The following is a 24,747-nucleotide window of genomic DNA, read 5'->3' on the forward strand; positions in this document are numbered from 1 at the left end:
TAATACTGAATTAACCGTAACCTTTCTATTAGGAAACTACCATCTCATAAGGCCAGTATAAAAGATGAGTACCATACAAATCAATAATGATGAACTTATACGTCAACTTGAAAAAGTTGCACAAAGATTAAGCCATCCCAAAGATTTAACCTCTGCTATAGCTTTGACTTTACTGTCTACGACAGAAGACAACTTTGATGCTCAAGGTCGCCCAGCTTGGGCAGGGTTAAGTCCAGTGACTGAAGCGCGACGCAAGCCAGGGAAAATATTATCTCAGTCAGGTCAGCTTAGAAATAGTATTCAACCTGACTCTAATAATGATGAAGCCAGTATCAGTACATCAGATCCTAAAGCAGCAACGCATCAGTTTGGCGTTAAGCAAGGTCAATATGGACGTAGTCGTCGTGGAGGTCCACTTCCTTGGGGAAATATCCCTGCTCGCGGTTTTATGCCAATGGATGAAAACGGTAATTTGCAGCTTGAAGCACAGAATGCAATTTATGATGATGTTGATTATTTTTATGAAAAGTTATTCGATTAGATGAATCAATAGCGTTAGATAGCCGTTAGATTTCTACTGTGACATTTAAAAAAAGCTTCATGATGAATCTGTTGTCTTTGCTTTAAGTTTGGCTTAGAACGCAAAACAAAAAGAAATCGCTATTTCAAAAATAAGGAACGTCTTCCAACCCCAAATACCCTTCCATTTTTTCATACTTAAGCTTCTTAAAACCTGAAGCAGAAGTATGAAGCTTAAAACATTGATTGCTGCTTGCTCATTAAGTTTATCAGCACAGTCTGAACATTTTGTGATTATTCCAGAGGGTGAATTCCGTGGCATTGATGGTCGTCCATTTGATGCACCATCTTGGAATCTAACGCCTGAACAGGGTCAACAAATTGTTGCTGTATTAAATCAACGTCATGTTGACATGATTGTTGACTATGAGCATTCGACTTTAAAAGCCGCTGCAACTGGTGATGCTGCTCCTGCTGCTGGATGGTTAAAGCCTGAAGGTTTTGTCTACGTAGAAGGAGTTGGGATATGTAGCACGCAATTTGAATGGACTGATAAAGCTAAGGGCTTTATTGAGTCGGATGAATATAAATACATTTCCCCTGTCCTTTTCTATGACACCACTGGTGCAGTTCTTGGACTGCACAGTGTCGCCTTAACCAACACACCGAATTTGGATACCTTGCCAGAAGCAAAGCTTGCTGCGCTGGCTCAAGATTTTTTATCAACATCTCAGGATTCTGAAATGAACGAAGAATTATTAGAACGTTTGCGCTGGATGTTGAATCTGCCTATCTCAGCAACTGCTGAAGACATCATTGCAGAACTCAACAAACTCGTATCTCAACTGAATGAAAAAACAGGCGTTACAGTGGCTGCAAATGGACAACACCTGTTTGATGCTGTTACTGCAATTGATCAATTAAAAATTGCTGCAAACAATCAAGTTGACCCTACTCAATTTGTACCCATGGCTGTTTATAAAGAAGCTCTTTCAAGTGCATCAACAGCAAATGCAAATGTACAAGCCAAAGAGCTGGATGACTTAATTGTAGCTGCCTGCTCTGATGGCCGTTTAACAGGTCAAGTATCCATTGACTGGATTAAAGGTCAAGCCAAAGCCAACCCTGATTTTGTCAAAGCACACCTTGAAGGCTTGCCAAAAATTGCCGCATTAACTCAACAACAAACTCAAACAACACCAATTGCAGCCAACAATCAGCAACAACCATTCACAGCTGAAGATTTAGAAGTAGCACGTCAAATGGGTCAGGATTTAGGAGCAAATGCAGTATGAGTAGCATTTTATTAAATGGGCAGGATCGACAAACGCCCCGTCGTGATTTGGGCTTAATTCGAGTTCCTGTCAAAGCAAATGTCATTGTACTCGCAGGCTTTATTGCTGTGGCAGGTTCAACTGGTTTTGCTGAACAAGGCAAAACGGCAACAGGTCTAACGTATTTAGGTGTATTTGATGAAAGCATTGATAACACGGGTGGTGCAGATGGTGACGTTTTCGTAATCGTGCGTACTCATCAGGCATTCTTACTTGATAACGCAAGTGCTGATGCCGTGACTCAAGCCTTAGTTGGCAAGAAGTGCTACATCACAGATGCACAAACTGTATCGGCTACCTCTGCAACGAATACAAAATCGGAAGCTGGTGTGGTTTTAGAAGTTAACGAACATGGGGTATGGATCGCATGAAAATTAATGGCGCTGTAATTTCAGCAATCTTTTTAAATTTAAGCAAAGCCTTTACAAGTGCGTTTACTGCTGCACCTAGCCAATGGCAAGACATTGCAAGTGAAGTCCCAAGTTCTGGTAAATATAATGATTATGCATGGCTTTCTAGCTTTCCAGGCATGAAAGAATGGGTCGGTAAAAAGCAAGTTAAAAAACTGTCTGAATATACATACATCATTGTTAATAAGCCCTATGAAGCCACGATTGCAGTAAAACGTGATGATATTGAAGATGACCAGTTGGGTATTTATGCAACTCAAGCGCAAGGTGCTGGACACTCTGCAAAACAGTGGCCCGATGAATTAGTCTTTGGTGCGGTCAATACTGGATTCGTGTCTAAATGCTATGACGGTAAAGCCTACTTTGCGACCAACCATCCTGTCGGTAAAGCCAGCGTCAGCAATAAGGGTACTAAAAAACTTTCAGCTGCTTCGCAAGCCGCTGCTCTAGTATCCTACGGTGCTGCACGTACTGCATTGATGAGCATGAAAGATGAAGATGGTCGTCCATTAAATGTCATTCCAAATGTACTGCTTGTACCACCAGCATTAGAAGCCATTGCCAACACGCTGATTAATGCGGATCGTTTAGAAGATGGTGCAGCCAATCTTTATAAAGGCACAGCCAAAGTTGTACTTGCGCCATGGTTAACCAGTGCTGATGCATGGTTCTTGTTAGATACAACAAAACCACTTAAACCATTTATTTACCAACCTCGTAAAAAACCAGTATTTGTACAGCAAACTACAGTCGAGTCTGATGCTGTATTTATGGAAGGTGAATTCAAGTTTGGTGCTGAAGCTCGTGGTGCAGCTGGTTATGGTCATTGGCAACTGGCTTTTGGTTCTGACGGTACGGTAGCGTAGGAGTCAGCACATGTTTGCAACGGTTGAAGCAATAATACGTAAGTTCGGTGAAAAAGAAATCATTGAACTCACAGACAATGAAGCACCTTATCAGGATGCAATTAACCTTAATAAATTGAATGCTGCCCTTGAGGAAGCCAACAGTGAAATCGAAGGCTATATTGCTGCACGTTATGCTTTGCCCTTGCAACTTGTGCCACCATTTCTTGAAGCATTGGCATGTCACTTGACACGCTATCATGCTTGCACGGGCGCGATGTCTGACAATGATCCAATCAAAACCCGTTATGACAGTGCTGTTAAGACTTTGAGAGAAATTTCAAAAGGCACGATTGCATTAGGCGGTTCACCTACTGGTGAAGCAACACCAGTAAAGACCGCAAACAATAACGTAATGATGCAAGTTGGTCGTCGGGATTGGGGTAATGGTGGATGGTAAGTCCTGATTTAAGCATCGTTGAGCAAGGCATTAAAGAAATTCTGGCTAATCAGATTGAATCGAAAGCATGGCCATGGATTCGTGAAATTAAAACCTATGGTGGTGAATTTGACGATGACACGTTGATTTGGGTAAATAGTTTTCCAGCCATTTGGATCGCATTTGTTGGCTCTGGAACGCCTAAAAAAACTAGTAATAACAAAACTCAATATCCACTTACTTTTGCGGTATTGGTGGGTTCACGCTCTGTTCGTAATGAAGAAGCACGTCGTCATGGTGCAGGTGCCGACATTGGTTCATTTGAAATGTTGTCACGAGTGCAAAATCTACTGATTGGCAATGACCTATCTTCAGTAAATGTGAAAGGACTAGCTGCGTTAGAACTGGGCAAAACAAAAACCATTTTTAATACTAAAACACGTGGTCAATCGATCAGTGTTTTATCTCAAGAATTTACAACTCAGTACACGATTACAGCGTCAGATCGGGATCGTGAAGAAGCTGAAACTGAAGCGTATATCGAACGTATAAATATTGATTATTACTTTGATCCGAAAGATTTTGGCATAGCTGATGAATCGGATTTAGTTGAATTAAAAAAGGATTAACAGATGTCTATTCCTGACAATTTAAAAACACCGGGTGTTTATACAGATGTAAATATTAATACGCAGCGCACTGGGTTGCCTGCAAATATTCATCATGTTTTGTTTATTACTAATGATCAACATCCTCAACAAGAAAATGGTAAATCCATACCTATTTCTATTTATGACAAGGCTCAAGCGGAAGCTATATTTGGTGGTGAAGTTCAAAGTGAAGCAGGTCGTATGATCACTGCTGCAATCAAAACTAATCGTGTCGTGGATGTGCAAATTTTGGGAAAGTTGGCACCTCCAGCGGAATAAGCTGTGTGGGGGCAACTTTTGATGCTCACTTTACTGACGGGACAGGTGCTTTCCATATCACGGTAAATGATCAATTATTCCAAAACCCTGATGATTGGGGTGTTGGCTATATGATGAGTAAAATTCCAGAATTAAATAATATTATTGAGGGTAATGGTGATGGAGATTTTTATTGCACTAATAAGAGTGAAAACTTCATTAGAGTTAAATTTAAACCATTATCTGGTGATTATTGGGGGGTAAAAGAATCCAATATGAACCCGACAATTGATATTGATGATGAGGGTGTAATTCAATTCTGTTTAGCACCTAAAGAGAGTGTTGAACCTGTCTGCATACCGACTGTACTTTATGTACCTGATATGACCATTCCTGAAATTGGTATGCAATATAAATATTCTTATCGCGTAAATGGTGGAGCAGTAATTACTAAAAATGAGAATGCAGGAGGTGCGCCAGCTAAAGCCGTATTCGTAAATATTCTAGGTTATTACGGTTTTTTTGATGATTTAGTGACAACCAATAGTGGTCAAAAGGCATTTTTAGCAATGCAAGATCTGCCGATTCAAGGCGGTTCTGTTGATCATCCAAACTTCGTTCAAGCTCAATCAAATACGATTGAATTTTTATTAACACCAAATGCTGAGCATGATCTTATTCAAACCATTTTTGGTGAAGATATAACCCTTCATTCTTGTGCGCTTGTTAATTGGAATATAGGTACATAATATGTCTATTCAAGATATTATCGCCCCACTTGGGCACACAATTATCGCATTGTCTTCACCACCAAATGCCGAAGTTGGTGAAAATTCAGTTCGGGCTTGGGTTGATCACTTAAACTCTGTAAGTGATGCAATCAACCAAAAACCAGTAATTTTAGTTATTCCATTCTCTGATATTGTTGAAGCTACAGCTTTTGCAGCACAAGCTGAAGTTAAAACAAGTTACCGTATTGTATGTGTTTGCTATCATGGCGCAGGTGGTCAAGAACCAGAACTTGCAGCAGCAATGGCATCAGCTTTGGCTGATTCAGCTGACCCTGCATTGCCATTTAATGGCGTTAATTTGGGTGGTATCACTGCGGTTGAAGATCAATTTAAATTAACGTTTGAACGTGTTGAAGCTGCCTTAAATCAGGGGGTTTGTATGATTCAAACGGGTGCAGATGGTCTTCCAGAAATTGTACGTGCTGTGTCTACTTATCGTGTAAATCCAGATTCTGGTGATGATGATGATTTGATGCTTGATATTAATGGTGCGTTGACCATTGATTATGTGCGTAAAGTGATGCGTACCGCAGCATCGAAAGAACGTCGTCGTAAAAATACTGCTGCACAACGTCGTAACTTACGGTCTATTTTTCTTGCTGAAGCATTGAAGTTAGACCATGCTGAAATTTTACAAAACGTAAAAGCGACAACAAATGATTTAACCGTAACTGAAGATGCAATTGACCGTTATCGTGTGAATGCTGCTATCCCTGCCGACTGGGTGCGTGGTATGCATGTAGTTGCTGCAACACTGAATGTTTACTGATTATAAATAATTTAAAAAGCCACTCAACCGAGTGGCTTTTTTATGGAAACAGTTCCGAATGAATAACCTTTAAAAGTGTTTAAGAATAAGTCATCTTTAATAAGAGCATTTTAAAATGGCTGAAGAAGTCGTTGGGTCAATCGTACTGATTGTGAATGGGCAGGAATATGACTGCGCCACATGTGAAGCTCAAGAACAAACAGGTCGTCGCCCTGTACCGACTATGAACCGAGAGCAACGTACAAAATATCGTACCAGTGGTGTTAAGGGTTACGCATTAAGCGCTGCGGTTGTAATTCCAGATGGCAAAGACACTATTGATTGGGATGATACTGTAGATGCTCGAATCTCTATTGAATCACCAACGGGTAATTATCGAACGACTTATGTTGACTGTACCACTACAGAAGTCAGTGAATCATATAGTGTTGAAGGTGAAACACGTCGTAATCTGAGCATGTTTGCTTTAGATAAACTGAAAGAGAGCATGTAACACATGGATCAAATTAAAGTTGAAGGTGAACTGCCTGTTGCATTAAAGAAATTAGTTGGTCAAACCACAATTGAAAGTAAAAAAATTGTGATGATTCAATTAACGGCTATTGAATATTATCAAGCACAAGCAGGCATGAAAGAAGGCCAATGGATTGGTATTGCTGATTTGGTGGCTATGATCAAATTAATTGCTGATGATGGTGCTGAGCATGAAATTAGCTATGACATGCTTGGGCATTCATCTAAAGCAAATATTGATTATTTAAACACTTTAAAAAGTCAGCTTGAGGCAAAGGAGAAAGCCGAGAGCTAAAACTAAGGGCGCGGTTAATACGCGCCCTTTTTGTCATTGGTATTCCATATTTAGAAGCAAAGGATATGCCCCTGAATTTGGCAATGGCATTACTTAGTGATGAGCGGCTGGATAATACTCATCAAAGAAAACAACTGGATTCTAACGCTGTCCCTCAGCAATCTAACGCACCTAAATCTTCTGGCAATACAACTTATGTTTCAACTGTGCGTAAACATTCAGAAAGCAGGTAAATCATGAGTAAGAATACGACTGTTTCTTTAACGCTTCAGATTAAGGGCAATGCTGGTCAAGAGCTTAAAAAAGTCGCAGACCAACAAGTCCAAGCTACAACTAAGATAAATCAACAATGGACACAGATCGGATCTGCTCAAGCAAAATTTGTACAAACAGCAAAAGCTGGCACACAAGCGACTGTTAATACTGCACGTGCTGGTGATCAATTACTACGTACAAATCGGATGCTTGAAGGTGTGCTGCGTCAACAGTCAATTCAAAGTAAGATACAAAGTCAGCAACTGAAACAACAGCAAACCAGTACGCAACAAATGGCGAACTGGATGAAGCAAGTTGCACAGTCAAGCCGTCAGGTTAAACAAGATGCTCAACATACTGCTTCATTATGGCAAAAAGGTGCGGCACTGGGTGGTGCTGGTGTTGCAGGCGGAATGGTTGTTTCAAGTGCTTTACAAAAACCGCGTGATTATGCTGAACAAATGACCTACATTGCCGCAACGGCAACAGGTGGACAAGGTTTAAATACTGAACAACGATTAAGTAAAATTAGTACATTAGAAGGCTATGTAAAAGATGCTGTGCGAACTGCTGGTGGTAAGCGCGAAGATGTTGCAGCTGCATTAAACGAGTTGATTGCATCTGGTAAATACGATGTAAATAATGTTGCACCTGCATTAAAAACATCTGCTAAAACAGCTTTTGCCGCAGGTGCAGATACTGTAGATGCCGCAAAAATGACGCTAGCAATGCAAAACTTTGGAGTCAAAGATATAAGTCTTGCTCAAGATAGATCAATGCGAGCTGGACAAGTCGGAAGTTTTGAATATAAAGATATGGCTAAGTTTTTGCCTGAACAAATGGCTATGGCTCGTGCTTCTGGATATTCGGGTGATCAAGGTCTTGTGAAATTATTAGCATTAAATCAGGTTGCTAAAACTACTGCCGCAGATAGTAATGCAGCTGGTAATAATGTAGTCAATTTATTGCAAAAACTTTCAAGTCGAGAATTCAGTGACTCAGTTGCAGATGCTATTGATACATCTAGTGGCGATCCAACTAAAACAAAAGGAAACGGGAAAAAAGCTAAGCAGGTTTTTGACTGGTCGGCGTATTCAATACAACAACGTGAACAAGGTGTTTATGGCGTAGAAGCATTTGTGAAACTGCTAGAGCGTCAGCTACAAGGCAATGCTCAATATTCTAAATTACAAAAAGAAGCACTATCAGCTAAAACACCTGAAGAACGCAAAGCCAAACTTGAAGATATGAGTAATATTGCACTTGGTTCAAATATGGGCCAGATTATAGCTGATAGACAAGCGCTTATGGCCGCAATGGCTGCTGTATATAATAAAGACAAAACGGCTGAACTTGAAAAAGAAATTGGCAATGCTGGCGGTACTGTTGATGCAGATCTTGCAATGATCAAGCAAACAGAATGGTCTAAAGATCAAGCTATGAATCAAGAAAAACTATTTGCTCAATCTAAAGCCTATGATGCACTCAGTGGCCCTTTATCTGCGGTTAAAGATGGCATGGTAGATATCGCATCTAAGCATGAAGGTGTTGCCACTGCTGCTTATGCAGCAACAGTAGCATTGACTGCTCTGGCAGCTGGTGCTGGTGTAGCAACTGTATTAGGTGGAAAAGGTGGTGCTGGTAAAGTAGTTGGTGGAGTCGCAAGCGCAGCACGTGCAGGTGGTCCCGCAGCTGCTGTTGCGGCAGCTGGAGCTGTTGGTTATGGTGCAGGAACACTCATCAGTAAAAACTTAGTTGAAGGTACAAATTTTGGCGATAAGATTGGTGAAACCATTGCTCGCACTTTTGCTCTTTTTGGTAATGATGAAGCTAAGGAAGCTGTTGAAGCTCAAGCAAAGTATGATCAGATGATTGCCCAGCAAGAGCAAGCTAATAAGTTTTCTGCTGACTTATCTGGCAAGCTCAGTACATTAATTAGCGTGACACAAGCCAATAAACCTGTCTTTGATTTCCCTGGTTCGAGCCCATTAATGCAATCCATGAATTCAGCTACTGAAGAAAAAAGACATGGTGCACCACCTGCTTATTTACTCCGAAAATAAGGAATCATTTCCAACTTAAAAACCATCTTAACATTGAAATAATGACCTCACAGATAGTGGGGTTTTTTTATGGGCTGGGCAACTGAATTACATGATGCAAGTTTTCGAGGCGTACAGTTTGAATGTACGACGATCAGCGATTCCATGTCCAAAACTGTATCAATTCAGCAAGCACCATACTCTAACTATGCTTCAGTCGAAGATATGGGAAATGAACCGCGTCGTATTTCTATTCAAGCCATTTATGCGGGCAATGATTATTTAATTTGGTTGAATGCCCTTTTAGCAGCATTAGAAGAAAGTGGATCGGGGGAATTAATTCATCCGATCTTTGGGATATGTAATGCTCAAGTCGTGAGCCACAATGTGAATCATGATGCTGATAATTATGATGCTTGTTTATTTACGATTGAATTTGTCATTGCACAGAGTCAGAAAAAACAACGCTTTATTCCAGTCAAAACACAGAATCTTATTCAACCTATCTATCTTGTTAAAAACCCTGCTTTAGCATTAAAACAAGCGTTAGAAAAATTAAAACTGAATGACAATAATGCCTTTTTTAACGTCATTAATAAAATCAGAACAGGCTTAGATACTGTACGTAATGTCATGGGGCTTGCCAAAAATACCATTGAAAATATTTTATCTCCAGACACCTGGGCAACTGGTTTAATTGATGACATTACTAAACTCGTCACTTTTGATACCAGTATTTCAGCTATTTCAAAATGGCGTGATGTGGTTAATCGTATTCAGCGTTTTGACCTACTATTTGATACGGATGATAGTCAGCCTGAACCAGAAGAATTAAAGCAATTATGGCGTGCAACACAAGTCGCATCAGTGATTGCAATCACTCAAAGTGTCGTTGCAACTGTACGCAATGAAATGGCACAAAATCAAGAAACCAGTTTTACTCCAGTTGAACTTGCAGTCATTCGTCAACAAAACCGTCAAACCTTGCAACAAGTAATCAATATTGAACGTGAGCAGATTGTTGAACTAGATGCTGTTAGTCAAATCCAAATCTATAAAGATGTTGCTGATCAAATCCATTTACAGATTCAAGAACTCATTGAAATCCATCCTCCGATTACAACTGCAAAAGTTGAAGTGCCCTGCACTTTACATTGGTTAGCGCATTATCTTTATGAAGATATGAATCGTGCCAGTGAAATACGTCGTTTAAATCCTGATTTGGTCAACCCAGCAGTACTTCGCCCTGGCATGGAAGTTACCGTCTATGCTCGATAATCAAAATAATGCTATTCGCCTTGTGATCGCTGGTTATGAAATTAATAACTGGGACAATGCCTCGGTTGATAGTGCAATTGATACACCGTCAGAGGGATGGAGCTTTAGTCTATTTAGTAAAGATGATTTAACAATTCCTGATGAAATTAAATCAGGTGCAAAAATTCAGGCATTTTATGGTGATGAACTTATTCTGACCAGTATTGCAGATGCCGTTGAAGAAGGCTGTGACCGTTCTGGTTATGCACTCAAAATTTCAGGTCGTGATTTAGTTGGTCAACTAATTGATTGCTCAGTACCTATTTTTAATGGTCGTCAAATCAACCTTGAAGAACTAATCAATAAATATGTGTTGTCAGGTGATTTAAGTAATTTATTTCACGATGTACGTATTCAAAATAATAGCTGGTTAAAGAATAAAGTTTCAGTTGAACCAGGCGAATCTCTGTGGGATGCCATCGTTAAAGCAGCTCAAGTGACTGGTCAACATGTATGGCTTGAACCTGATGGTACTTTGGTGGTTGGTGATCCCTTTGCCAATGCTTATCAAGTTAAAACCTCGTTACAACTGCATAAACGCAGCAATACAAATAATGTCCTTGATGCTAAATATACTGAAGACATTTCTAACGTTTTTTCAGATATTAAAATTCTAAGCCAAGATGGTAAAGGTCAGCATATTTTATCGGGTATCTCTGCAAGTACTCAATACACACATAAGCGTTTAAAAATCATTTCTATGTCAGATGTGGAAACAAAAGCTGAAGCAGACACTGCAATCCAAAAAATAGAAAAAGATAACAATCTGCAAGCTTATGCCATGACTGCAAATGTGGTCGGTTGGTCTATAGACAATAAAGTTTGGTCCACAGGTTGGCATTTAAATTTTCAGAGTAATCGACTGGTTCGTGCAACTGCAAAATGGGCTGTCACGGGACGCACGCTTACGCTTTCACGTTCTAACGGTAAACAAACATTATTAAAGCTAAACCGTCAGGGTGATTGGGCGCAACCCCTTTTATATAAAGATCCACAGGCTAAAACAACTAAAAAAGCAGTTGTGAAAAAAGGAGCGAAAAAGTGATTGAAGCCGTTCAGCGCCAAATACAAAAAGGTCTAGGTCAAATTAGACAAACGTTCCTGGGCATCGTCGCGCGTGGCGGTTCAAAGATGCTTCAGTTCACTGGTTTTGCTGATGAAGTCATGGATGAAGTTGAGCTGATTCAACACGTTGGTTTTAGTTCTTTTGTTCCTAAAGATGCGCGTGTTGTGGTGATTCCATTGCAAGGTAAAACGTCAAAATCAGTGGTTATCGCTACTTCAGGCGGTGCAATTGTTATTGATGTTCAAGAAGGTGAAACCTGCATTTATGACCAATTCGGTCATTCAGTTTGGCTGAAGGAAGACGGTACGCATATCAAAGGCGGTGATCTGTTTGTTGAAGACGGCAACCTGTACGTACTAAATGGCGATGTCATTGATCAAAAAGGCTCTATGCAAGAAATGCGTGACATTTACAACGAACATAACAATGGCAATACACCGCCTCCTAATCAGAAAATGTAGGTGATGACATGGCAACGATTAATTTAGAAACCAAAGATTATGTGCTGCTCAGCCTTGATGCTGCATTTATTAATGATGATGTGCAGTGTGTTTGCCAGCGGTTAGGTATTCACCGCGGTAAATTCTGGGCTAATCCAAATTTAGGCAGTCGTTTATATCTATTAAAACGTTCAAAGGATTTAACTCGTAATGTCTTACTTGCAAAACAATATGCAGAGGAAGCACTTAACGATTTAGTACCAGGGCGTTTTGACTCAATTGTTGTCAGTGCAAAACAATCAGAAAGAAGCCGAATTGATTTAATTGTTGCTGCCACCCGTTTAACAGGCGAAATCCAAAAAATTCTTTATTTTGTTCCCGTAGGTGGTTGATGTGGCTTATTCAGTTAAAACATTTGCTCAGATTCGCAATCTGATTATTCAAGAGATCAGAAATGCTACAGGTTTAACTATTTCTGATGATTCTGATGCTGGCATTCGCGCTGATGGTACAGCTTCAATTGTTGAAGGTTTATATCATCATCAAGTTTATATACAGAAACAGCTTTTTATTGCCACTGCTGATGAACCATTTCTTTATGTTCATGCTGAAGAACTGGGCCGCCCACGCCTAGGTGGAACACAAGCATCAGGTACAGTTATAGTAAATTCTAATGTTGCTTTGACAGTCACTGCTGGCAGTAAGCTAACTGATGGTAAATCACATTATTGGCTTGTAGTAAATGACACTGATTTATTAGCTAATACGCCAATATCTATAGATGTTGTTGCAGATCGGATTGGTGCAAGCTGGAATTTCACAGGTACTTTACTATGGGTTAGCCCTCCAGCTGGACTTAATGGTACTGCAAGTGATGTGTCTATTGGTGGTGGTACAGATGGAGAGGAGTTAGAGAGTTGGCGTGCACGCTTACTTGAACAAAAGCAGCTTGGTTTGTCGCGTGACCGCTCAGAAGACTTGATTGCTGTCATTAAAACCATTCCAAACATTAAGGATGTTTATCCTTATCCTAAGCGACGAGGCTTAGGCTCACTTGATGTAGCAATTACTGCTATTGGCAATCCCCCCACGTTGCCTAGTGGAGCATTAATTGCTTCAGCTCAACTGGTTTTAGATACATATGCAGGGTTTTGGGCTGATTGCAAAGTCTACGCACCTACAGAGCTACTTGTGCCTGTAAGTGCTTTAATTTCTGGAAATGCTGAACTTGAAACAATTAGACAAGTCATACGAGATTATTTCGCAGAAATTGGCCCAGTAGAACCTTATCAGGCTGCGATTCTGACAGCCCGTATTGTTGCCGTTGCAGGTGTTACAGATGTTGTTCTTACACCTTCCGCCAATGTTGTACCGACGGTTAATCCATTTCATACCTATTGGTTACGTCTAGGTACATTGTCTGTGAGTGCCGCACAATGACTCTAGAAGCAACAACTCAACTTTATGAAATGGTTTTACGTCAATTGTTGCCCACTGGTGGGTATGACCAAGCCCCAAATACGAATATTTCAGATGACATTAAAGGTCACGCAAAAGCTTTGGCTCAAACTGATCTTGATGCAAAAAGGCTTTTAAATGTTTTGGAAACAATTCCAGTCGAGTTGCTTGAAGAATATGAGCGAGAATATGGTTTACCACTTAAATGCACAACAAACCTTGCTCAAACAGTAGAAGAGCGGCTTGAAATTGTGAATTGGATTAGAAACACAAAGAACGTTCTTAATACTGATTATATCAAGCAGCTTCTAGTAATTTTTAATGTGAATTTGATTGAGCTAGTGACTTATAAACCAATGTTGTGCACTGCACCTTGCGACGTTCCAGTGAATACAGAGCAGCTGCGCTATAAAGTCAAACTAAAGCTGCAAAGCCCTGTGAATGCAGATATCAACTGCCTTATCAAAAATTATTTACCAGCTTACCTACGCTATGATATTGAGGTGATTTAATGAAACGAATTGATACGGTAAACGCCCGACCAGATATAAATGGGGATGGTAAAACTGGCTTTCATGATAATGCTGATATTTCTGGGCAAGATGCGACGTATATAGATCCTTCGTGGTGCAACAGTCTTCAAGAAGAAATTGCTAACGCAATTGAAGGCTTTGGTACAGAGTTAAATCCTAATGCTAAAAATCAACTTTACATTGTTTTAAAAGCATTAGCGGATGATATTGCTGATTTAAAACAAGATGTAAAAGTCGGTAATCTGTTCTTAACTATGCAAAATTTTGCCGATTCTGAGGCTGTAGCTGCATATAAAGGTTACGGTACTTGGCAAAGCGTTGGTGATGGTCACGCACTTGTAACAAAGGCTTCTGCTGCAAATGCACAAGCACCTTCTTTCATGAAAACCATCGGTCAAGATGGTGGTGAATATAAACATCAATTAACCACGGATGAGTTACCAGTATTTAAACTTAATTTCGAAACTGGTTGGCCCGCTGGTGGATCTCCGCCTGATTCAACATACTTAGGTGGTTGGAATGGTTTTTCTAATGATGAAGCTCAAGATGGTTTATTTAGACAAAATACATCATCTATCGGTAATGATGACCCGTTCGATGTTGTACAACCATCTATTACGATCGGTGTTTGGGAACGTTTGACATGAATAATGCGTATATCAAAATTGGCGACAGTTTTGCAGTCCCGATTCAGTTTTATGATACTGAGCAAGATGTCGGCATGATGATTACTAATGATATGAACATAACAGCTCAAATCGTCAATTCATCAAACGAAGTTATTGCTTCGCCAAGCATCACTGTATATCCAGATCAAGTTATAGATGCAGGTTTTATATTGTTAGAAGTACCAGCATCATTGACTCGGTTGTGGAAGGTTGGTACAGCACAGCTTGATATAAAACTAGAAATCGATGGCAACGTGCGGCACTCTCAAAATATTCAGTTCCGTATTGAGCGGAGCATTACACAATGAGCAATATCGCATTAAAAGTATTCTGGTCTAATAATCCAATGCCTGTAGATCAGAAAATAAAACAATCAGAAATTGTGATCAATACCCCCTTTGGCGTAATGATTGCCCATCCAAATCAACCCGTTAAATCTGTTAATAATAAAACTGGTGAGATTGTCTTAAATGCTGCTGATGTTAATGCAGATGTATTTGGCTCAGCTGTTGCAGTAAATGATGCTTTAGAACCGAAAATTCAAAATCTCTCAGAAAATAAACTTGATAAAGTCGATTATGTTCAGCACTTCAGAGGCCTATTTAGTAGCTACATCTCACTTAATGAGGCATTACCTGTCGCACTAGATGGTGACTATGCTCACATTGACTCTGGCAGTGGTTTTGATCGGATGTCAGCTATTTGGGATAGCAATGATTCAAAGTGGATCGTTAATGCTGTGAATGTTGGAACAAATTCGGATGAAATACCTGAAGGAGCAATCAATCTATATTTTAAAGGTGAACGTGTAAGACAGACACCTTTAACAGGCTTGACAGCACAACAGCCATCACCTGTTGTTTCTACTGATACGCTATTAAATTCTATAGCTAAACTACAAGCTCAGATTGATAATCCGCCCAAAATCAAATGGATGACGATTCATGAAATATCTGATGTTGTTTTTTCAGGAATAACTTATGAGCAATATGGAGATTCAGCTTTAAAATTCGCAGTTATTGGCGGTATATTGTTTGCAACGGGAAGGTTTTATTTAAGTGTAATAAGTAGTTCTTCTAATGTCTTATGTTCTTTGAAGCCAAAATATAAAGTCATGAATTCATTTGGTTCAAATGGTAATAATCTTATTGATGTAAACGTCTATTCAACTTTCTCAGGTTTAGCTCAAAGAGTTTATATATCCAATCCAACAGCAGTAAGCATACTTACAATTGCAGACACACTCACTGTTCAACAGCAAATACGTGCAGATATGGGTACGAATGAATATGTAATATCTGGAAACTTTGGAAAGGTTTTACAGTATTGATGAAATATGGTGTATTTATTTTAGATTACGAGCTATACCGTTAGAAATTATTTAGTGCAGAATAACTGCAAATTATTTAGTGCAGAATGAAAAACAAAATAGTGCAAAATAAGCCGAAAACTTACACAATCATACTTTATCGACCGACAAAAAAAGAGACCATGCTGAGAGCATGGTCTTTTAAAATGGTGGCTATGACGGGATTTGAACCTGTGACCCCAGCATTATGAGTGCTGTGCTCTAACCAGCTGAGCTACATAGCCGTAAACTATGCGCGCATTATCTGAATTTACACGAGTAGCGTCAAGCCCTTTGTTTTTCAAGTGTTCAGACTTTAAACAATTTAAAAGCTTTTAGTTAAAATTCAAACAACCCCCTCTTTTATTTATGTTATTTTTCACAATAGCTTCCCAATTAAAAACCGAACAAAACAGAGAAAATATGAATCCATTCAAATTAGTATGTGTAAGCTTAATCACCATTATCGGCTCAGGTTGCCAAGTCATCTCACCTATATTCGTAGACTATAATGGTGTTCGAATGGATGTTGCCAAATGGATCAACAACCATCAACTTCTCAGCATGCAACAAAAGCGCAGTTTAGTGCAGCTAAGCAAGGCACAGCAAAAGCTATATAAAATTGAAAACAAACAGGAAGAACAAAGAATTCAAATTATTAAAGAAAATATGATTGCCATGCACTGCGCCCAACCATACATCACTGAGCATAAAATCAAGCAATTACAGAACCAAATTTTTGATCATGCTGAAAAACAGCATATTTTAGATTTCTACAATCAACAACGTCAAAAAATTAAAATCGATTTAGATTCAGCACAATGTGAATAGTCCGTTAAAAAAAATCATCTTATGATGATGGCTTTATTTAACTCACTTTACACTCAACTAAAAACCCTAAGAACTCAACTTATACCTTGACATGTATTATTTAAAAACAATGTTTATTACTACACTCTCTACACAGCAATACCATCATTAGCTGCTGCATGTTAAAACACGTTTAAATGTTAGTTTTTAATTTCCCTATACAATTTTTAAATAAATTAGGCTCATTTGTTAAATTTTAAGCATAAAAAAAGACCACGCTTTTAGAAGCGTGGTCTATGAAAATGGTGGCTATGACGGGATTTGAACCTGTGACCCCCGCATTATGAGTGCGGTGCTCTAACCAACTGAGCTACATAGCCAAAACTGTGCGCATATTATCTATTTCAAACAACTTTCTGTCAAGAAATATCACACAATAATTGTAAAAAATTAGTGAAGTGAGCCGATAAGCCGGGTTCTGTCGTGAACGATCATTCCTCTAGGCGTACAATCACTCATACGCTCAAGCGACCTACCCGAATCCAGCACGGGCCGTGCCTCAGGATTCCTATTTGGTCTTGCTTCTGGTGGGGTTTACCTTGCCGTGAACTGTTACCAGACACGCGGTGCGCTCTTACCGCACCCTTTCACCCTTACCATCTCTCTTGGTTTCCCCGAAAGGAAATTGCAAAGATGGCGGTCTACTCTCTGCTGCACTTGCCGTCGGCTTTCACCGCCCAGGCGTTACCTGGCACCCTGCCCTATGAAGCCCGGACTTTCCTCCCCTGCTTCAATCACGAAGATTTCCACAGCAGCGATCGTCTAGCTCACTTCGGGGCGCATCTTATCAAACTTCAGCACTAATTGCTTGTGCTTTTTTGAGCAATCAGTTTTTTATATTTATCCATCAATTCATCTTGTGACTCCACATGCTGTGGGTCAAGCGGAATACAATCGACTGGACAAAATAATTGACACTGGGGTTGATCATAATGTCCAACACATTCAGTGCATAAATTTGGGTGAATTTCATAGATGACATCACCCATAAAAATTGCCTCATTTGGGCAAACAGGCTCACAAACATCACAATTGATGCATTCATCAGTAATATATAAAGACACGCTACCAACCTTGTTGATGCTTACGTTCAAAGGCTTCGACCACACATTGCGGTACAAATTTTCCAACATCACCTTTTAAACGCGCAATTTCTCGAACCATCGTTGAAGAAATAAATGAAAATTGTTCAGAGGGTGTTAAGAATACAGTTTCAAAATGTTGATCCAACTGACGATTCATATTCGCAAGCTGAAATTCATATTCAAAATCTGAAACAGCACGTAATCCTCGTAATACAGCTGTTGCACGTTGTTCACGAGAAAAATTCACTAATAGACCATCAAAGCCAATAAACTCGACATTGGACAGGTGGCTTAAAGATATTTTAGCCAATCGAATCCGTTCATCCAAACTAAACACTGGGTTTTTATGATGTCCAATTGCAATTGCAACCACCACCTCATCAAACATTCTTGCTGCACGGGCAACTAAGTCGATGTGACCATTGGTAATCGGATCAAACGTTCCTGGATAGATGACGCGAGTTTTAGACATCCGTTTGTACTCTAATTTATTGTTTATACCGCATAGTTTAACAAAAACTTCCTTTTTAGCGAACATTCTCCTTAAATTTGAAATCACTTCACCTTAGAGCCAGTTTGAGGCAAAATATGCTTAATCTTGGAATATTAGTATTATGTCGAAATCAATCGTAGTTAAAAAAAATAATAGTGGCACTATTGCGCAGAATAAACGCGCTCGCCATGATTATTTTATTGAAGAGAAATTCGAAGCTGGTCTTTCATTACAAGGCTGGGAAGTGAAGTCTTTACGCGCTGGACGTATGACCATTACTGAAAGCTATATTCTTTTTAGAGACAACGAAGCATTTTTGTTTGGGGCTCAAATCCAACCACTACTCTCTGCATCCACGCATGTAGTTCCTGAAGCGACTCGCACACGTAAGCTACTGCTTTCACGTCGTGAACTTGAAAAGTTGATGGGTGCAGTCAATCAAAAAGGTTATTCATGCGTACCACTAGCGTGTTATTGGAAAGGTCGTTTAGCCAAAATTGAAATTGCACTGGTTAAAGGTAAACAAATGCATGATAAACGTGCCACAGAAAAAGATCGTGACTGGCAACGTGATAAAGCACGAATTTTTCATAAGTAAAACGTAAAAAAACCTCCAATTGGAGGTTTTTTTAATCTTAATTTAAGCGCTTCAACAATAGTGCAAGATGCTCACCAAATCGAGCTGCTGTTTCCAAATCCCCTTCAGGTGGTGTGATCTCAGCAGGTGCATTATCAGACTGGGTCATTAAGCCCAAAAAGCTCGACATGCGGTTAATATCTTGCGAACTACGTCCCGTAGGCATAAACGGCAAACCTGCCCACAACATGCCATGCTGCATGGCAAACAAATTAATTTGCTGCAAAACAGCTAATTTATCGCCACTCAATCCACCACCGTTGGTAAAACCAGCTGCAAGCTTGCCCTGCCAAGTTCGAGCCAACCATCGTTTAGAAGATTGCTCCATAAATTGCTTCAAGGCAGAAGTTAGACTTCCCATATAAGTGGGACAACCCAAAACAATTGCATCCGCTTGATCTAGTATCTCCCAATCCACTTGTTCGATATTCATACAATGAACAGTTATGCCAGCTTGCTTAGCCCCTTGAGCAATAAAAGATGCTACTTTTGCAGTGTGTCCGTATGCGCTGTGATAAACGATGGCAAGAGATTTTGAAGATAAAGACATATCAATAAAAACAGTAAATTTTAATGAAGTTTAACAGTTTCAAGCCATAAACACGAATGTTGCCATACGTCCTGTTTTTGCTTCACGGCGGTAGGAAAAATATTCGTCCGCTTGTCGATAGCTACACTGATCGCCACCAAGTACCGTTTCAATACCCTGTTGTTTCAAGATATAACGCGCAATCGCATACAGATCCGCATAAAACTTACCTACTTTTTCACCGCCTTGAAAAGCAGTTTCTAATTCTGGATATTTACTACAAAAAGCCAATTTTACTTCTGCACCAATTTCAAAATTCGGCTGACTAATTGCTGCACCCAACCACGCCCAAGTCGGCTGACTTTGCATTGCAGTTATAGTATTTTCAACAATCCCTTGCGTTAAGCCTCGCCAACCTGCATGTAAATTAGCAACTTCAGTACCATCTGCATTTCCTAGAACCACAGGTAAACAATCCGCAGTCATCATCATTAAAGCATGAGCTTTACACTGAGTAACCAGACCATCGCCTTCTAATGCTGCAAACGGAATTTCTTCATTAACAGTATGACAAATAGTGCTGTGGGTTTGCGTCATCCAAGTCAGTTTATTCACGCCAAATTCAGCAAACTCTTGCAGCAAAGCCATACGATGCTGCTGTACACGTTTCGCATCATCATTCACATGCAATGCCAAGTTAAATCCAGCAAGTTCAGGTTGAGCAGAAGATTGAGCTTTTGCATGATGCACTCTAGTCTGCCCAACATATATACCCTGCGGAAGCCCTTGAACAAATTGCATGTCTATTTCCTTATACTTCAGCAAACATCAAAGCAACTTAATACGCTTTATTTTCACTACGTAATACGTCAATCAGTTGAGCAAAATCATCTGGCCAAGGTGCTTCAAACATCATTTCTTTACCTGTACGTGGATGAACCAATCCAAGTTTTGCTGCATGTAAAGCTTGATGTTTAAAACCACGCAAAGTGTCACCCAGCAATTCTGAAGCACCAGCCGGTACACGTACGCGGTTCATATACACTTGATCGCCAACCAAACCAAAGCCTATATAGCTAAAATGAACACGAATTTGATGAGTACGACCTGTTTCCAAACGTGCTTGAACACGAGTGAAATGTTGGAAGCGTTCTTTCACGTTGTAATGAGTGATCGCATCTTTACCACCCGGCAAGATCTTCATTTTGACGCGATCGACAGGATGACGTTTAATCGGTTCATCAATTGTTCCACCAGCAATCACATTGCCGTAAACAACTAAGTCGTAAACACGATAAACCGTTTTCTTCGCCAATTGCTTACTTAAAGAAAATTGTGCTTCTAGGTTTTTAGCCACCACCAGCAAACCACTGGTATCTTTATCAATACGGTGTACTAAGCCTGCACGGGTTAATTCGGCAGATTTAGGATAATGATAAAGTAAGGCATTCACCAATGTACCTGAGCTGTTGCCAGCGCCTGGGTGTACCACCATACCAATCGGTTTATTGACGACCATAATATCGTCGTCTTCATATACGATATTGAGTGGAATATTTTCAGGAAGGCTTTTAGTTTGAACTTCTAGCTCTACATCTAGCGTTAAAAGTTCATTACCTTCACATTTATACTTTGGCTTAACGCTGTTACCATTTGCCAACAAATGGCCTTCTTTTAGCCACTGTTTCAGTTTTTCACGCGAGAAATCGCTCCAAACCATTGCTGCGACTTGGTCAATACGTTGCCCTAAATAGCTTTCATCCAATTGAAATTGCAACGATAAACGTGTTGCAGTTGAGTCTGAAGTATGGTTATCTGCATCCTCAGAATCTTCAAGTAAATTGAAATCAGTTTCAGGTAAATTAGAGTTAGAAGATTGTGCTTGACTCATTTTCTCATTCAGACAAAAGTGGTTTAATAGCGCAATTGTAGCTCATTGCCAGTACCAACAGAGGAATTTTTATGTCGTTACCACGTTATAAAATGACAATGCTTGCTTTATCTTTAGGCGTTGCAACGGCAATAGTGGGCTGTAGCAGTAATCCGAAGAAAGAAATTGTGGACACAGGACCACAATCTAGCGAGCAAGTTTATATTCAAAAAGCAGAAAAAGCGCTCGAACGCGGACAATATATCGATGCAGCGAAGCATCTTGAAGACTTAGACACCTATTACCCTACAGGTGACTATGCACAACAAGCGCAATTAGAATTGTTATACGTCAAATTCCAACAAAAAGATTTTGAAGGCGCAATTGCACTGGCTGAACGTTTTATTCGTTTAAATCCACAACACCCAAATGTGGACTATGCTTACTATGTTCGTGGTGTCGCGAATATGGAACAAAATTATGATGGTTTATTACGCTATACATCATTAAAACAATCTCACCGTGATGTCAGCTATTTAAAAGTGGCTTATCAAAACTTTGTCGATTTCATTCGTCGCTTCCCATCTAGCAGCTATGCTGTAGATGCAGCACAACGGATGAAATTTATTGGCAATGAATTGGCTGAAAGTGAAATGAATGCAGCACGTTTTAATATCAAACGCAAAGCATGGTTAGCAGCTGTTGAACGCTCACACTGGGTAGTTGAGCACTATCCACAAACTCCGCAAGTGCCTGAAGCTTTAGCCACAATTGCCTATGGTTATGACAAATTAGGTGATAAAGCAACCTCACAACAGTACATTGAAGTGTTAAAGCTCAATTATCCAAACTTAGTCAAATCGGATGGTAGCGTAAATCTTCGTGCTGCACGCAGTGAAGGTAGTTGGGTGAATCGTGCAACTTTAGGTGTTCTAGGACGCGAAGCTCAAAGCTCAACAAATACAGAACAAAATCAAAGTTCTGAAGACACTGAAAAGCGCAGTATCACCAATCGTTTAAGTTTTGGTTTATTGGATCGACCACAAGTAGAAACCAATATTCCAGCACCGAAACAAGAAATGCAAAAAGAAACACCAGCAACTGAATAAGCCACTCTTAATTGGTCGCATTTTCATGAAGGGCAAGTTATCATACTTGCCCTTTTGTTATTTTAACCGATCATATTGATCATTTTATGCAAAAGGTATACAAATTAACATTTAACTGCTTGCGCACTTTCATTCTGCGCAAATTCTGACCTCTGATTCGTCAGTCATTTTAATAGATAAATCTCAACTCGATTGCATACGTATGGCTATTCCTCAACACACGATTGATCAAATATTAGATCGCACAGATATTGTCGATCTGATTGGTCAGCGCGTAAAACTTAAGAAAACAGGCCGCACCTATTCAGGTTGTTGCCCTTTTCATCAGGAAAAATCGCCATCGTTTCATGTTTATCGCGACAAACAATATTTCCACTGCTTTGGCTGCCAAGCCAACGGTAATGCCATCCGCTTTTTAATGGACATTGACGGACGTAATTTTGTCGATGTGATGAAGGATCTGTCTAGTCAAACAGGTATCGAGTTACCGAAAGACAATCAAGATTCAAAGCGCCTCTCTTATAAGCGCGAAATCAAAAAACCTGTGAGTGCTCAAGCAATACCCTCAGCTATCGGAGCAGAACAACAACCTGCACCAAATGCTGCTTTTAACAGTAACGACCCATTTGAAGAGTTTCAAAGTGATGCTTACTCAGAGCAACATTTTAATCATAACGACCCTTTTACGGTATTTGAACAATTTGATCCCATTGATCAAAACACAGTTCAAGATGGTAACTTATACGATTTATTGGAAAATATTGCGCTGTATTATGCACAGCAATTACCGCACAGTCAGACCGCACAGCAATACTTTAAACAACGTGGCTTAAGTGCAGAAACCATTCAATATTGGCGTTTAGGCTATGCCCCTGAAGATTGGCAGCATTTGGAAAAAGCTTTTCCTTATGACATTGAAGGTCTAAGACAACTGGGATTAATTCGTACCAGCGACAAAGGTCGAGATTTCGATCTGCTGCGAGATCGAGTCATCTTCCCCATTCGTGATCCTAAAGGTCGTGTGGTCGGTTTTGGTGGTCGTGCGCTAAATGATGAAATCAAACCCAAATACATTAACTCACCCGATTCTAAAGTGTTCCATAAAAACCAATTGCTTTATGGTTTATACGAAGGACGTAAACAAAAAGCCCATGACTGGTTAATGGTTGAAGGCTACATGGATGTGATTGCCTTACAGCAATATGGCATCTATGGTGCGGTTGCAACGCTGGGAACAGCCAGTAATACTGAACACTTAAACATTTTATTTAAGCAAAATAATCGTATCACCATTGCTTTCGATGGTGATACTGCTGGGCAAAAAGCAGCAAGACGAACATTAGAAATTGCGTTACCTTTACTCAATGATGGGCGCGAACTCAAATTTTTCGTGCTCCCTAATGATCACGATCCAGACTCTTTAATTCGTCGTGAAGGGATTGAAAACTTCCACCGTCTACTGCAACAAGCACCGTTATTATCCGATTTTGTCTTTGCGCACCTCAGTCAAAATCATGATGTAACCAAGCCTGAAGGTAAAAGTCAGGTCATGGGTGAATTACGCCAATTGACTGAGCTTTTACCGAAACACGGGTCTTACCGCTATCTATTGCAGCAATTCTTTAGGGAAAAGCTAGGGGGCAACCGCAAATGGCAACCCCAAGTCAACAACGATGCATCCTTAAGCTTTAGTACTAAAATTGATGCAGAAGAGTATGTGATTGCGATTTTAATGAATCACCCCTATCTTTATATTCATTTTGAACCACTACGCGCTTTAATTTCACAGGATCAATTGTTATTTAAAATTTTAAATATTTTTAATACGATTTTTGATGACTTACCCGATGATACAGAGTTATCCCAATATTATGTTTTAGGTGCATGTGCTAACTATCACCATGACTTACAACATATTTTACCGCAAGCCAATATCAGTGATTACACTTCATCACCTGAGCAAGCAGATAAACTCGCTGAAGATTTTTCCATCAAATTACAATACCAATGCTTGCAACAAAAAATTAAATCGAAAAAATTTACCAGCATTGCCGAAATGCGTAATTTAAAACATCAAATTTATGAAATTGATAAAAAAAGATCACTGACACTTTTAGAAGATTAAATTTTAATTTTTAAATAAATAAATCACATCATCTTAATACAGTAATGCCATTAAACTTATTTTACATATTACAAAGATA

31 protein-coding genes, 2 tRNA genes and 1 other RNA gene are annotated in these 24,747 nt (G+C 39.6%); 26 read left to right on the forward strand and 8 right to left on the reverse strand.

The features are described from left to right. The first annotated feature begins 64 nt into the window (after positions 1-64). The 22 genes from B9T25_RS06375 to B9T25_RS06475 all read left to right on the forward strand — a co-directional run bounded on the left by B9T25_RS06375 (position 65) and on the right by B9T25_RS06475 (position 15,932). Positions 65-541 (forward strand): phage virion morphogenesis protein, encoded by a 477-nt coding sequence (locus tag B9T25_RS06375; protein WP_086187623.1) that lies wholly within the window; start codon positions 65-67, stop codon positions 539-541. 205 nt (positions 542-746) lie between these two features. Continuing rightward, the gene (locus B9T25_RS06380; RefSeq protein ID WP_086187624.1) at positions 747-1,814 is read left to right on the forward strand and encodes a phage protease; all 1,068 of its coding nucleotides are present in this window, start codon (positions 747-749) and stop codon (positions 1,812-1,814) included. Beyond that, positions 1,811-2,224 (forward strand): hypothetical protein, encoded by a 414-nt coding sequence (locus B9T25_RS06385; protein ID WP_086187625.1) that lies wholly within the window; start codon positions 1,811-1,813, stop codon positions 2,222-2,224. Before B9T25_RS06380 ends, B9T25_RS06385 begins: the two co-directional genes overlap by 4 nt. Further along, positions 2,221-3,129 carry a Mu-like prophage major head subunit gpT family protein gene (locus B9T25_RS06390; RefSeq protein WP_086187626.1) on the forward strand — a complete coding sequence of 303 codons (909 nt, stop codon included), beginning with the start codon at positions 2,221-2,223 and terminating at the stop codon, positions 3,127-3,129. The genes B9T25_RS06385 and B9T25_RS06390 overlap by 4 nt, the downstream gene beginning before the upstream one ends. Before the next feature lie 10 nt (positions 3,130-3,139). Then, positions 3,140-3,568, forward strand: a complete 429-nt coding sequence (locus B9T25_RS06395) for a gp436 family protein (RefSeq protein WP_086187627.1) — start codon at positions 3,140-3,142, stop codon at positions 3,566-3,568. After that, complete coding sequence (locus B9T25_RS06400; protein ID WP_086187628.1) at positions 3,562-4,176, forward strand: phage protein Gp37; 615 nt, start codon at positions 3,562-3,564, stop codon at positions 4,174-4,176. Before B9T25_RS06395 ends, B9T25_RS06400 begins: the two co-directional genes overlap by 7 nt. 3 nt (positions 4,177-4,179) lie before the next feature. Further along, positions 4,180-4,476 carry a hypothetical protein gene (locus tag B9T25_RS06405; RefSeq protein ID WP_086187629.1) on the forward strand — a complete coding sequence of 99 codons (297 nt, stop codon included), beginning with the start codon at positions 4,180-4,182 and terminating at the stop codon, positions 4,474-4,476. A gap of 5 nt (positions 4,477-4,481) precedes the next feature. Next, complete coding sequence (locus B9T25_RS06410) at positions 4,482-5,204, forward strand: hypothetical protein (protein WP_086187630.1); 723 nt, start codon at positions 4,482-4,484, stop codon at positions 5,202-5,204. 1 nt (position 5,205) lies between these two features. Continuing rightward, positions 5,206-6,015, forward strand: a complete 810-nt coding sequence (locus B9T25_RS06415) for a phage tail sheath C-terminal domain-containing protein (RefSeq protein WP_086187631.1) — start codon at positions 5,206-5,208, stop codon at positions 6,013-6,015. Positions 6,016-6,130: 115 nt separating this feature from the next. Then, positions 6,131-6,508, forward strand: coding sequence for a hypothetical protein (locus B9T25_RS06420; protein ID WP_086187632.1), 378 nt, complete (start codon positions 6,131-6,133; stop codon positions 6,506-6,508). 3 nt (positions 6,509-6,511) lie between these two features. Further along, positions 6,512-6,823, forward strand: a complete 312-nt coding sequence (locus B9T25_RS06425) for a hypothetical protein (protein ID WP_086187633.1) — start codon at positions 6,512-6,514, stop codon at positions 6,821-6,823. Positions 6,824-6,888: 65 nt separating this feature from the next. Further along, a complete protein-coding gene (locus tag B9T25_RS14550) occupies positions 6,889-7,056 on the forward strand; it encodes a hypothetical protein (protein WP_171262736.1) in 168 nt (55 codons plus the stop codon). Beyond that, complete coding sequence (locus B9T25_RS06430; protein WP_086187634.1) at positions 7,057-9,141, forward strand: phage tail tape measure protein; 2,085 nt, start codon at positions 7,057-7,059, stop codon at positions 9,139-9,141. A gap of 69 nt (positions 9,142-9,210) precedes the next feature. Continuing rightward, entirely contained in the window at positions 9,211-10,398 is a 1,188-nt protein-coding gene (locus B9T25_RS06435) for a DNA circularization protein (RefSeq protein WP_086187635.1), read from the forward strand. Then, the gene (locus B9T25_RS06440) at positions 10,388-11,482 is read left to right on the forward strand and encodes a phage baseplate assembly protein (protein WP_086187636.1); all 1,095 of its coding nucleotides are present in this window, start codon (positions 10,388-10,390) and stop codon (positions 11,480-11,482) included. The genes B9T25_RS06435 and B9T25_RS06440 overlap by 11 nt, the downstream gene beginning before the upstream one ends. Beyond that, on the forward strand, positions 11,479-11,964 hold the full coding sequence (locus tag B9T25_RS06445) for a phage baseplate assembly protein domain-containing protein (protein WP_086187637.1): 486 nt from the start codon (positions 11,479-11,481) through the stop codon (positions 11,962-11,964). The genes B9T25_RS06440 and B9T25_RS06445 overlap by 4 nt, the downstream gene beginning before the upstream one ends. An 8-nt stretch (positions 11,965-11,972) precedes the next feature. Beyond that, complete coding sequence (locus B9T25_RS06450) at positions 11,973-12,335, forward strand: phage GP46 family protein (protein ID WP_086187638.1); 363 nt, start codon at positions 11,973-11,975, stop codon at positions 12,333-12,335. A 1-nt stretch (position 12,336) separates the two neighbouring features. After that, on the forward strand, positions 12,337-13,383 hold the full coding sequence (locus B9T25_RS06455; protein WP_086187639.1) for a baseplate J/gp47 family protein: 1,047 nt from the start codon (positions 12,337-12,339) through the stop codon (positions 13,381-13,383). After that, positions 13,380-13,913: a DUF2313 domain-containing protein gene (locus B9T25_RS06460; protein WP_086187640.1), complete on the forward strand. Its 534-nt coding sequence runs from the start codon at positions 13,380-13,382 to the stop codon at positions 13,911-13,913. Before B9T25_RS06455 ends, B9T25_RS06460 begins: the two co-directional genes overlap by 4 nt. Continuing rightward, positions 13,913-14,581 carry a phage baseplate protein gene (locus tag B9T25_RS06465; protein WP_086187641.1) on the forward strand — a complete coding sequence of 223 codons (669 nt, stop codon included), beginning with the start codon at positions 13,913-13,915 and terminating at the stop codon, positions 14,579-14,581. The genes B9T25_RS06460 and B9T25_RS06465 overlap by 1 nt, the downstream gene beginning before the upstream one ends. After that, on the forward strand, positions 14,578-14,910 hold the full coding sequence (locus B9T25_RS06470) for a hypothetical protein (protein WP_086187642.1): 333 nt from the start codon (positions 14,578-14,580) through the stop codon (positions 14,908-14,910). Before B9T25_RS06465 ends, B9T25_RS06470 begins: the two co-directional genes overlap by 4 nt. After that, positions 14,907-15,932, forward strand: coding sequence for a hypothetical protein (locus tag B9T25_RS06475; RefSeq protein WP_086187643.1), 1,026 nt, complete (start codon positions 14,907-14,909; stop codon positions 15,930-15,932). The genes B9T25_RS06470 and B9T25_RS06475 overlap by 4 nt, the downstream gene beginning before the upstream one ends. 186 nt (positions 15,933-16,118) lie before the next feature. On the opposite strand, the gene B9T25_RS06480 is transcribed toward B9T25_RS06475, so the two are convergent. After that, positions 16,119-16,195, reverse strand: a tRNA-Met gene (locus B9T25_RS06480). Positions 16,196-16,373: 178 nt separating this feature from the next. On the opposite strand from B9T25_RS06480, the gene B9T25_RS06485 reads away from it, so the two are divergent. Then, positions 16,374-16,781, forward strand: a complete 408-nt coding sequence (locus tag B9T25_RS06485; protein WP_171262737.1) for a hypothetical protein — start codon at positions 16,374-16,376, stop codon at positions 16,779-16,781. Between the two features lie 282 nt (positions 16,782-17,063). On the opposite strand, the gene B9T25_RS06490 is transcribed toward B9T25_RS06485, so the two are convergent. The 4 genes from B9T25_RS06490 to coaD form a co-directional block, all read right to left on the reverse strand. Then, positions 17,064-17,140 (reverse strand) — tRNA-Met (locus tag B9T25_RS06490). Positions 17,141-17,211: 71 nt separating this feature from the next. Next, positions 17,212-17,594, reverse strand: an RNA gene (gene rnpB / locus B9T25_RS06495) — RNase P RNA component class A. 26 nt (positions 17,595-17,620) lie between these two features. Beyond that, entirely contained in the window at positions 17,621-17,884 is a 264-nt protein-coding gene (locus B9T25_RS06500) for a YfhL family 4Fe-4S dicluster ferredoxin (RefSeq protein ID WP_086187644.1), read from the reverse strand. A 1-nt stretch (position 17,885) separates the two neighbouring features. Then, complete coding sequence (coaD, locus tag B9T25_RS06505; RefSeq protein WP_086187645.1) at positions 17,886-18,377, reverse strand: pantetheine-phosphate adenylyltransferase; 492 nt, start codon at positions 18,375-18,377, stop codon at positions 17,886-17,888. A gap of 142 nt (positions 18,378-18,519) precedes the next feature. Between coaD and smpB the strand changes: the two genes are divergently transcribed. Next, on the forward strand, positions 18,520-18,996 hold the full coding sequence (smpB, locus tag B9T25_RS06510) for an SsrA-binding protein SmpB (RefSeq protein ID WP_086187646.1): 477 nt from the start codon (positions 18,520-18,522) through the stop codon (positions 18,994-18,996). Between the two features lie 37 nt (positions 18,997-19,033). Here smpB and B9T25_RS06515 read toward each other — a convergent pair whose 3' ends face one another. Genes B9T25_RS06515 through rluD form a run of 3 tightly spaced genes read right to left on the reverse strand, consistent with a single transcriptional unit; the run spans position 19,034 to position 21,455 of the window. After that, positions 19,034-19,585 (reverse strand): flavodoxin family protein, encoded by a 552-nt coding sequence (locus B9T25_RS06515; RefSeq protein WP_086187647.1) that lies wholly within the window; start codon positions 19,583-19,585, stop codon positions 19,034-19,036. A gap of 39 nt (positions 19,586-19,624) precedes the next feature. Beyond that, a complete protein-coding gene (gene pgeF / locus B9T25_RS06520; RefSeq protein WP_086187648.1) occupies positions 19,625-20,365 on the reverse strand; it encodes a peptidoglycan editing factor PgeF in 741 nt (246 codons plus the stop codon). 37 nt (positions 20,366-20,402) lie between these two features. Beyond that, positions 20,403-21,455, reverse strand: coding sequence for a 23S rRNA pseudouridine(1911/1915/1917) synthase RluD (rluD, locus tag B9T25_RS06525; protein ID WP_086187649.1), 1,053 nt, complete (start codon positions 21,453-21,455; stop codon positions 20,403-20,405). A 71-nt stretch (positions 21,456-21,526) separates the two neighbouring features. Here rluD and B9T25_RS06530 point away from each other — a divergent pair, with 71 nt between their 5' ends. Both B9T25_RS06530 and B9T25_RS06535 read left to right on the forward strand, forming a co-directional pair. Further along, positions 21,527-22,543, forward strand: a complete 1,017-nt coding sequence (locus B9T25_RS06530; protein ID WP_086187650.1) for an outer membrane protein assembly factor BamD — start codon at positions 21,527-21,529, stop codon at positions 22,541-22,543. Between the two features lie 202 nt (positions 22,544-22,745). Then, a complete protein-coding gene (locus tag B9T25_RS06535; RefSeq protein WP_086187651.1) occupies positions 22,746-24,668 on the forward strand; it encodes a DNA primase in 1,923 nt (640 codons plus the stop codon). Positions 24,669-24,747 lie beyond the last annotated feature (79 nt).

This window comes from Acinetobacter sp. ANC 4470 (genome assembly GCF_002135335.1).
Lineage (GTDB): Bacteria > Pseudomonadota > Gammaproteobacteria > Pseudomonadales > Moraxellaceae > Acinetobacter.

Excerpts from the sequence above, each read along its gene's own strand:
- B9T25_RS06405 (WP_086187629.1), top strand. The coding sequence starts at position 4,180 with ATGTCTATTCCTGACAATTTAAAAACACCGGGTGTTTATACAGATGTA.
- B9T25_RS06535 (WP_086187651.1), top strand. The coding sequence starts at position 22,746 with ATGGCTATTCCTCAACACACGATTGATCAAATATTAGATCGCACAGAT.
- pgeF (WP_086187648.1), bottom strand. The coding sequence starts at position 20,365 with ATGCAATTTGTTCAAGGGCTTCCGCAGGGTATATATGTTGGGCAGACT.
- B9T25_RS14550 (WP_171262736.1), top strand. The coding sequence starts at position 6,889 with ATGCCCCTGAATTTGGCAATGGCATTACTTAGTGATGAGCGGCTGGAT.
- B9T25_RS06450 (WP_086187638.1), top strand. The coding sequence starts at position 11,973 with ATGGCAACGATTAATTTAGAAACCAAAGATTATGTGCTGCTCAGCCTT.
- coaD (WP_086187645.1), bottom strand. The coding sequence starts at position 18,377 with ATGTCTAAAACTCGCGTCATCTATCCAGGAACGTTTGATCCGATTACC.
- B9T25_RS06435 (WP_086187635.1), top strand. The coding sequence starts at position 9,211 with ATGGGCTGGGCAACTGAATTACATGATGCAAGTTTTCGAGGCGTACAG.
- B9T25_RS06530 (WP_086187650.1), top strand. The coding sequence starts at position 21,527 with ATGTCGTTACCACGTTATAAAATGACAATGCTTGCTTTATCTTTAGGC.
- smpB (WP_086187646.1), top strand. The coding sequence starts at position 18,520 with ATGTCGAAATCAATCGTAGTTAAAAAAAATAATAGTGGCACTATTGCG.
- rluD (WP_086187649.1), bottom strand. The coding sequence starts at position 21,455 with ATGAGTCAAGCACAATCTTCTAACTCTAATTTACCTGAAACTGATTTC.
- B9T25_RS06395 (WP_086187627.1), top strand. The coding sequence starts at position 3,140 with ATGTTTGCAACGGTTGAAGCAATAATACGTAAGTTCGGTGAAAAAGAA.
- B9T25_RS06440 (WP_086187636.1), top strand. The coding sequence starts at position 10,388 with ATGCTCGATAATCAAAATAATGCTATTCGCCTTGTGATCGCTGGTTAT.
- B9T25_RS06475 (WP_086187643.1), top strand. The coding sequence starts at position 14,907 with ATGAGCAATATCGCATTAAAAGTATTCTGGTCTAATAATCCAATGCCT.
- B9T25_RS06385 (WP_086187625.1), top strand. The coding sequence starts at position 1,811 with ATGAGTAGCATTTTATTAAATGGGCAGGATCGACAAACGCCCCGTCGT.
- B9T25_RS06390 (WP_086187626.1), top strand. The coding sequence starts at position 2,221 with ATGAAAATTAATGGCGCTGTAATTTCAGCAATCTTTTTAAATTTAAGC.
- B9T25_RS06380 (WP_086187624.1), top strand. The coding sequence starts at position 747 with ATGAAGCTTAAAACATTGATTGCTGCTTGCTCATTAAGTTTATCAGCA.
- B9T25_RS06400 (WP_086187628.1), top strand. The coding sequence starts at position 3,562 with ATGGTAAGTCCTGATTTAAGCATCGTTGAGCAAGGCATTAAAGAAATT.
- B9T25_RS06460 (WP_086187640.1), top strand. The coding sequence starts at position 13,380 with ATGACTCTAGAAGCAACAACTCAACTTTATGAAATGGTTTTACGTCAA.
- B9T25_RS06375 (WP_086187623.1), top strand. The coding sequence starts at position 65 with ATGAGTACCATACAAATCAATAATGATGAACTTATACGTCAACTTGAA.
- B9T25_RS06470 (WP_086187642.1), top strand. The coding sequence starts at position 14,578 with ATGAATAATGCGTATATCAAAATTGGCGACAGTTTTGCAGTCCCGATT.
- B9T25_RS06420 (WP_086187632.1), top strand. The coding sequence starts at position 6,131 with ATGGCTGAAGAAGTCGTTGGGTCAATCGTACTGATTGTGAATGGGCAG.
- B9T25_RS06465 (WP_086187641.1), top strand. The coding sequence starts at position 13,913 with ATGAAACGAATTGATACGGTAAACGCCCGACCAGATATAAATGGGGAT.
- B9T25_RS06515 (WP_086187647.1), bottom strand. The coding sequence starts at position 19,585 with ATGTCTTTATCTTCAAAATCTCTTGCCATCGTTTATCACAGCGCATAC.
- B9T25_RS06425 (WP_086187633.1), top strand. The coding sequence starts at position 6,512 with ATGGATCAAATTAAAGTTGAAGGTGAACTGCCTGTTGCATTAAAGAAA.
- B9T25_RS06415 (WP_086187631.1), top strand. The coding sequence starts at position 5,206 with ATGTCTATTCAAGATATTATCGCCCCACTTGGGCACACAATTATCGCA.
- B9T25_RS06485 (WP_171262737.1), top strand. The coding sequence starts at position 16,374 with ATGAATCCATTCAAATTAGTATGTGTAAGCTTAATCACCATTATCGGC.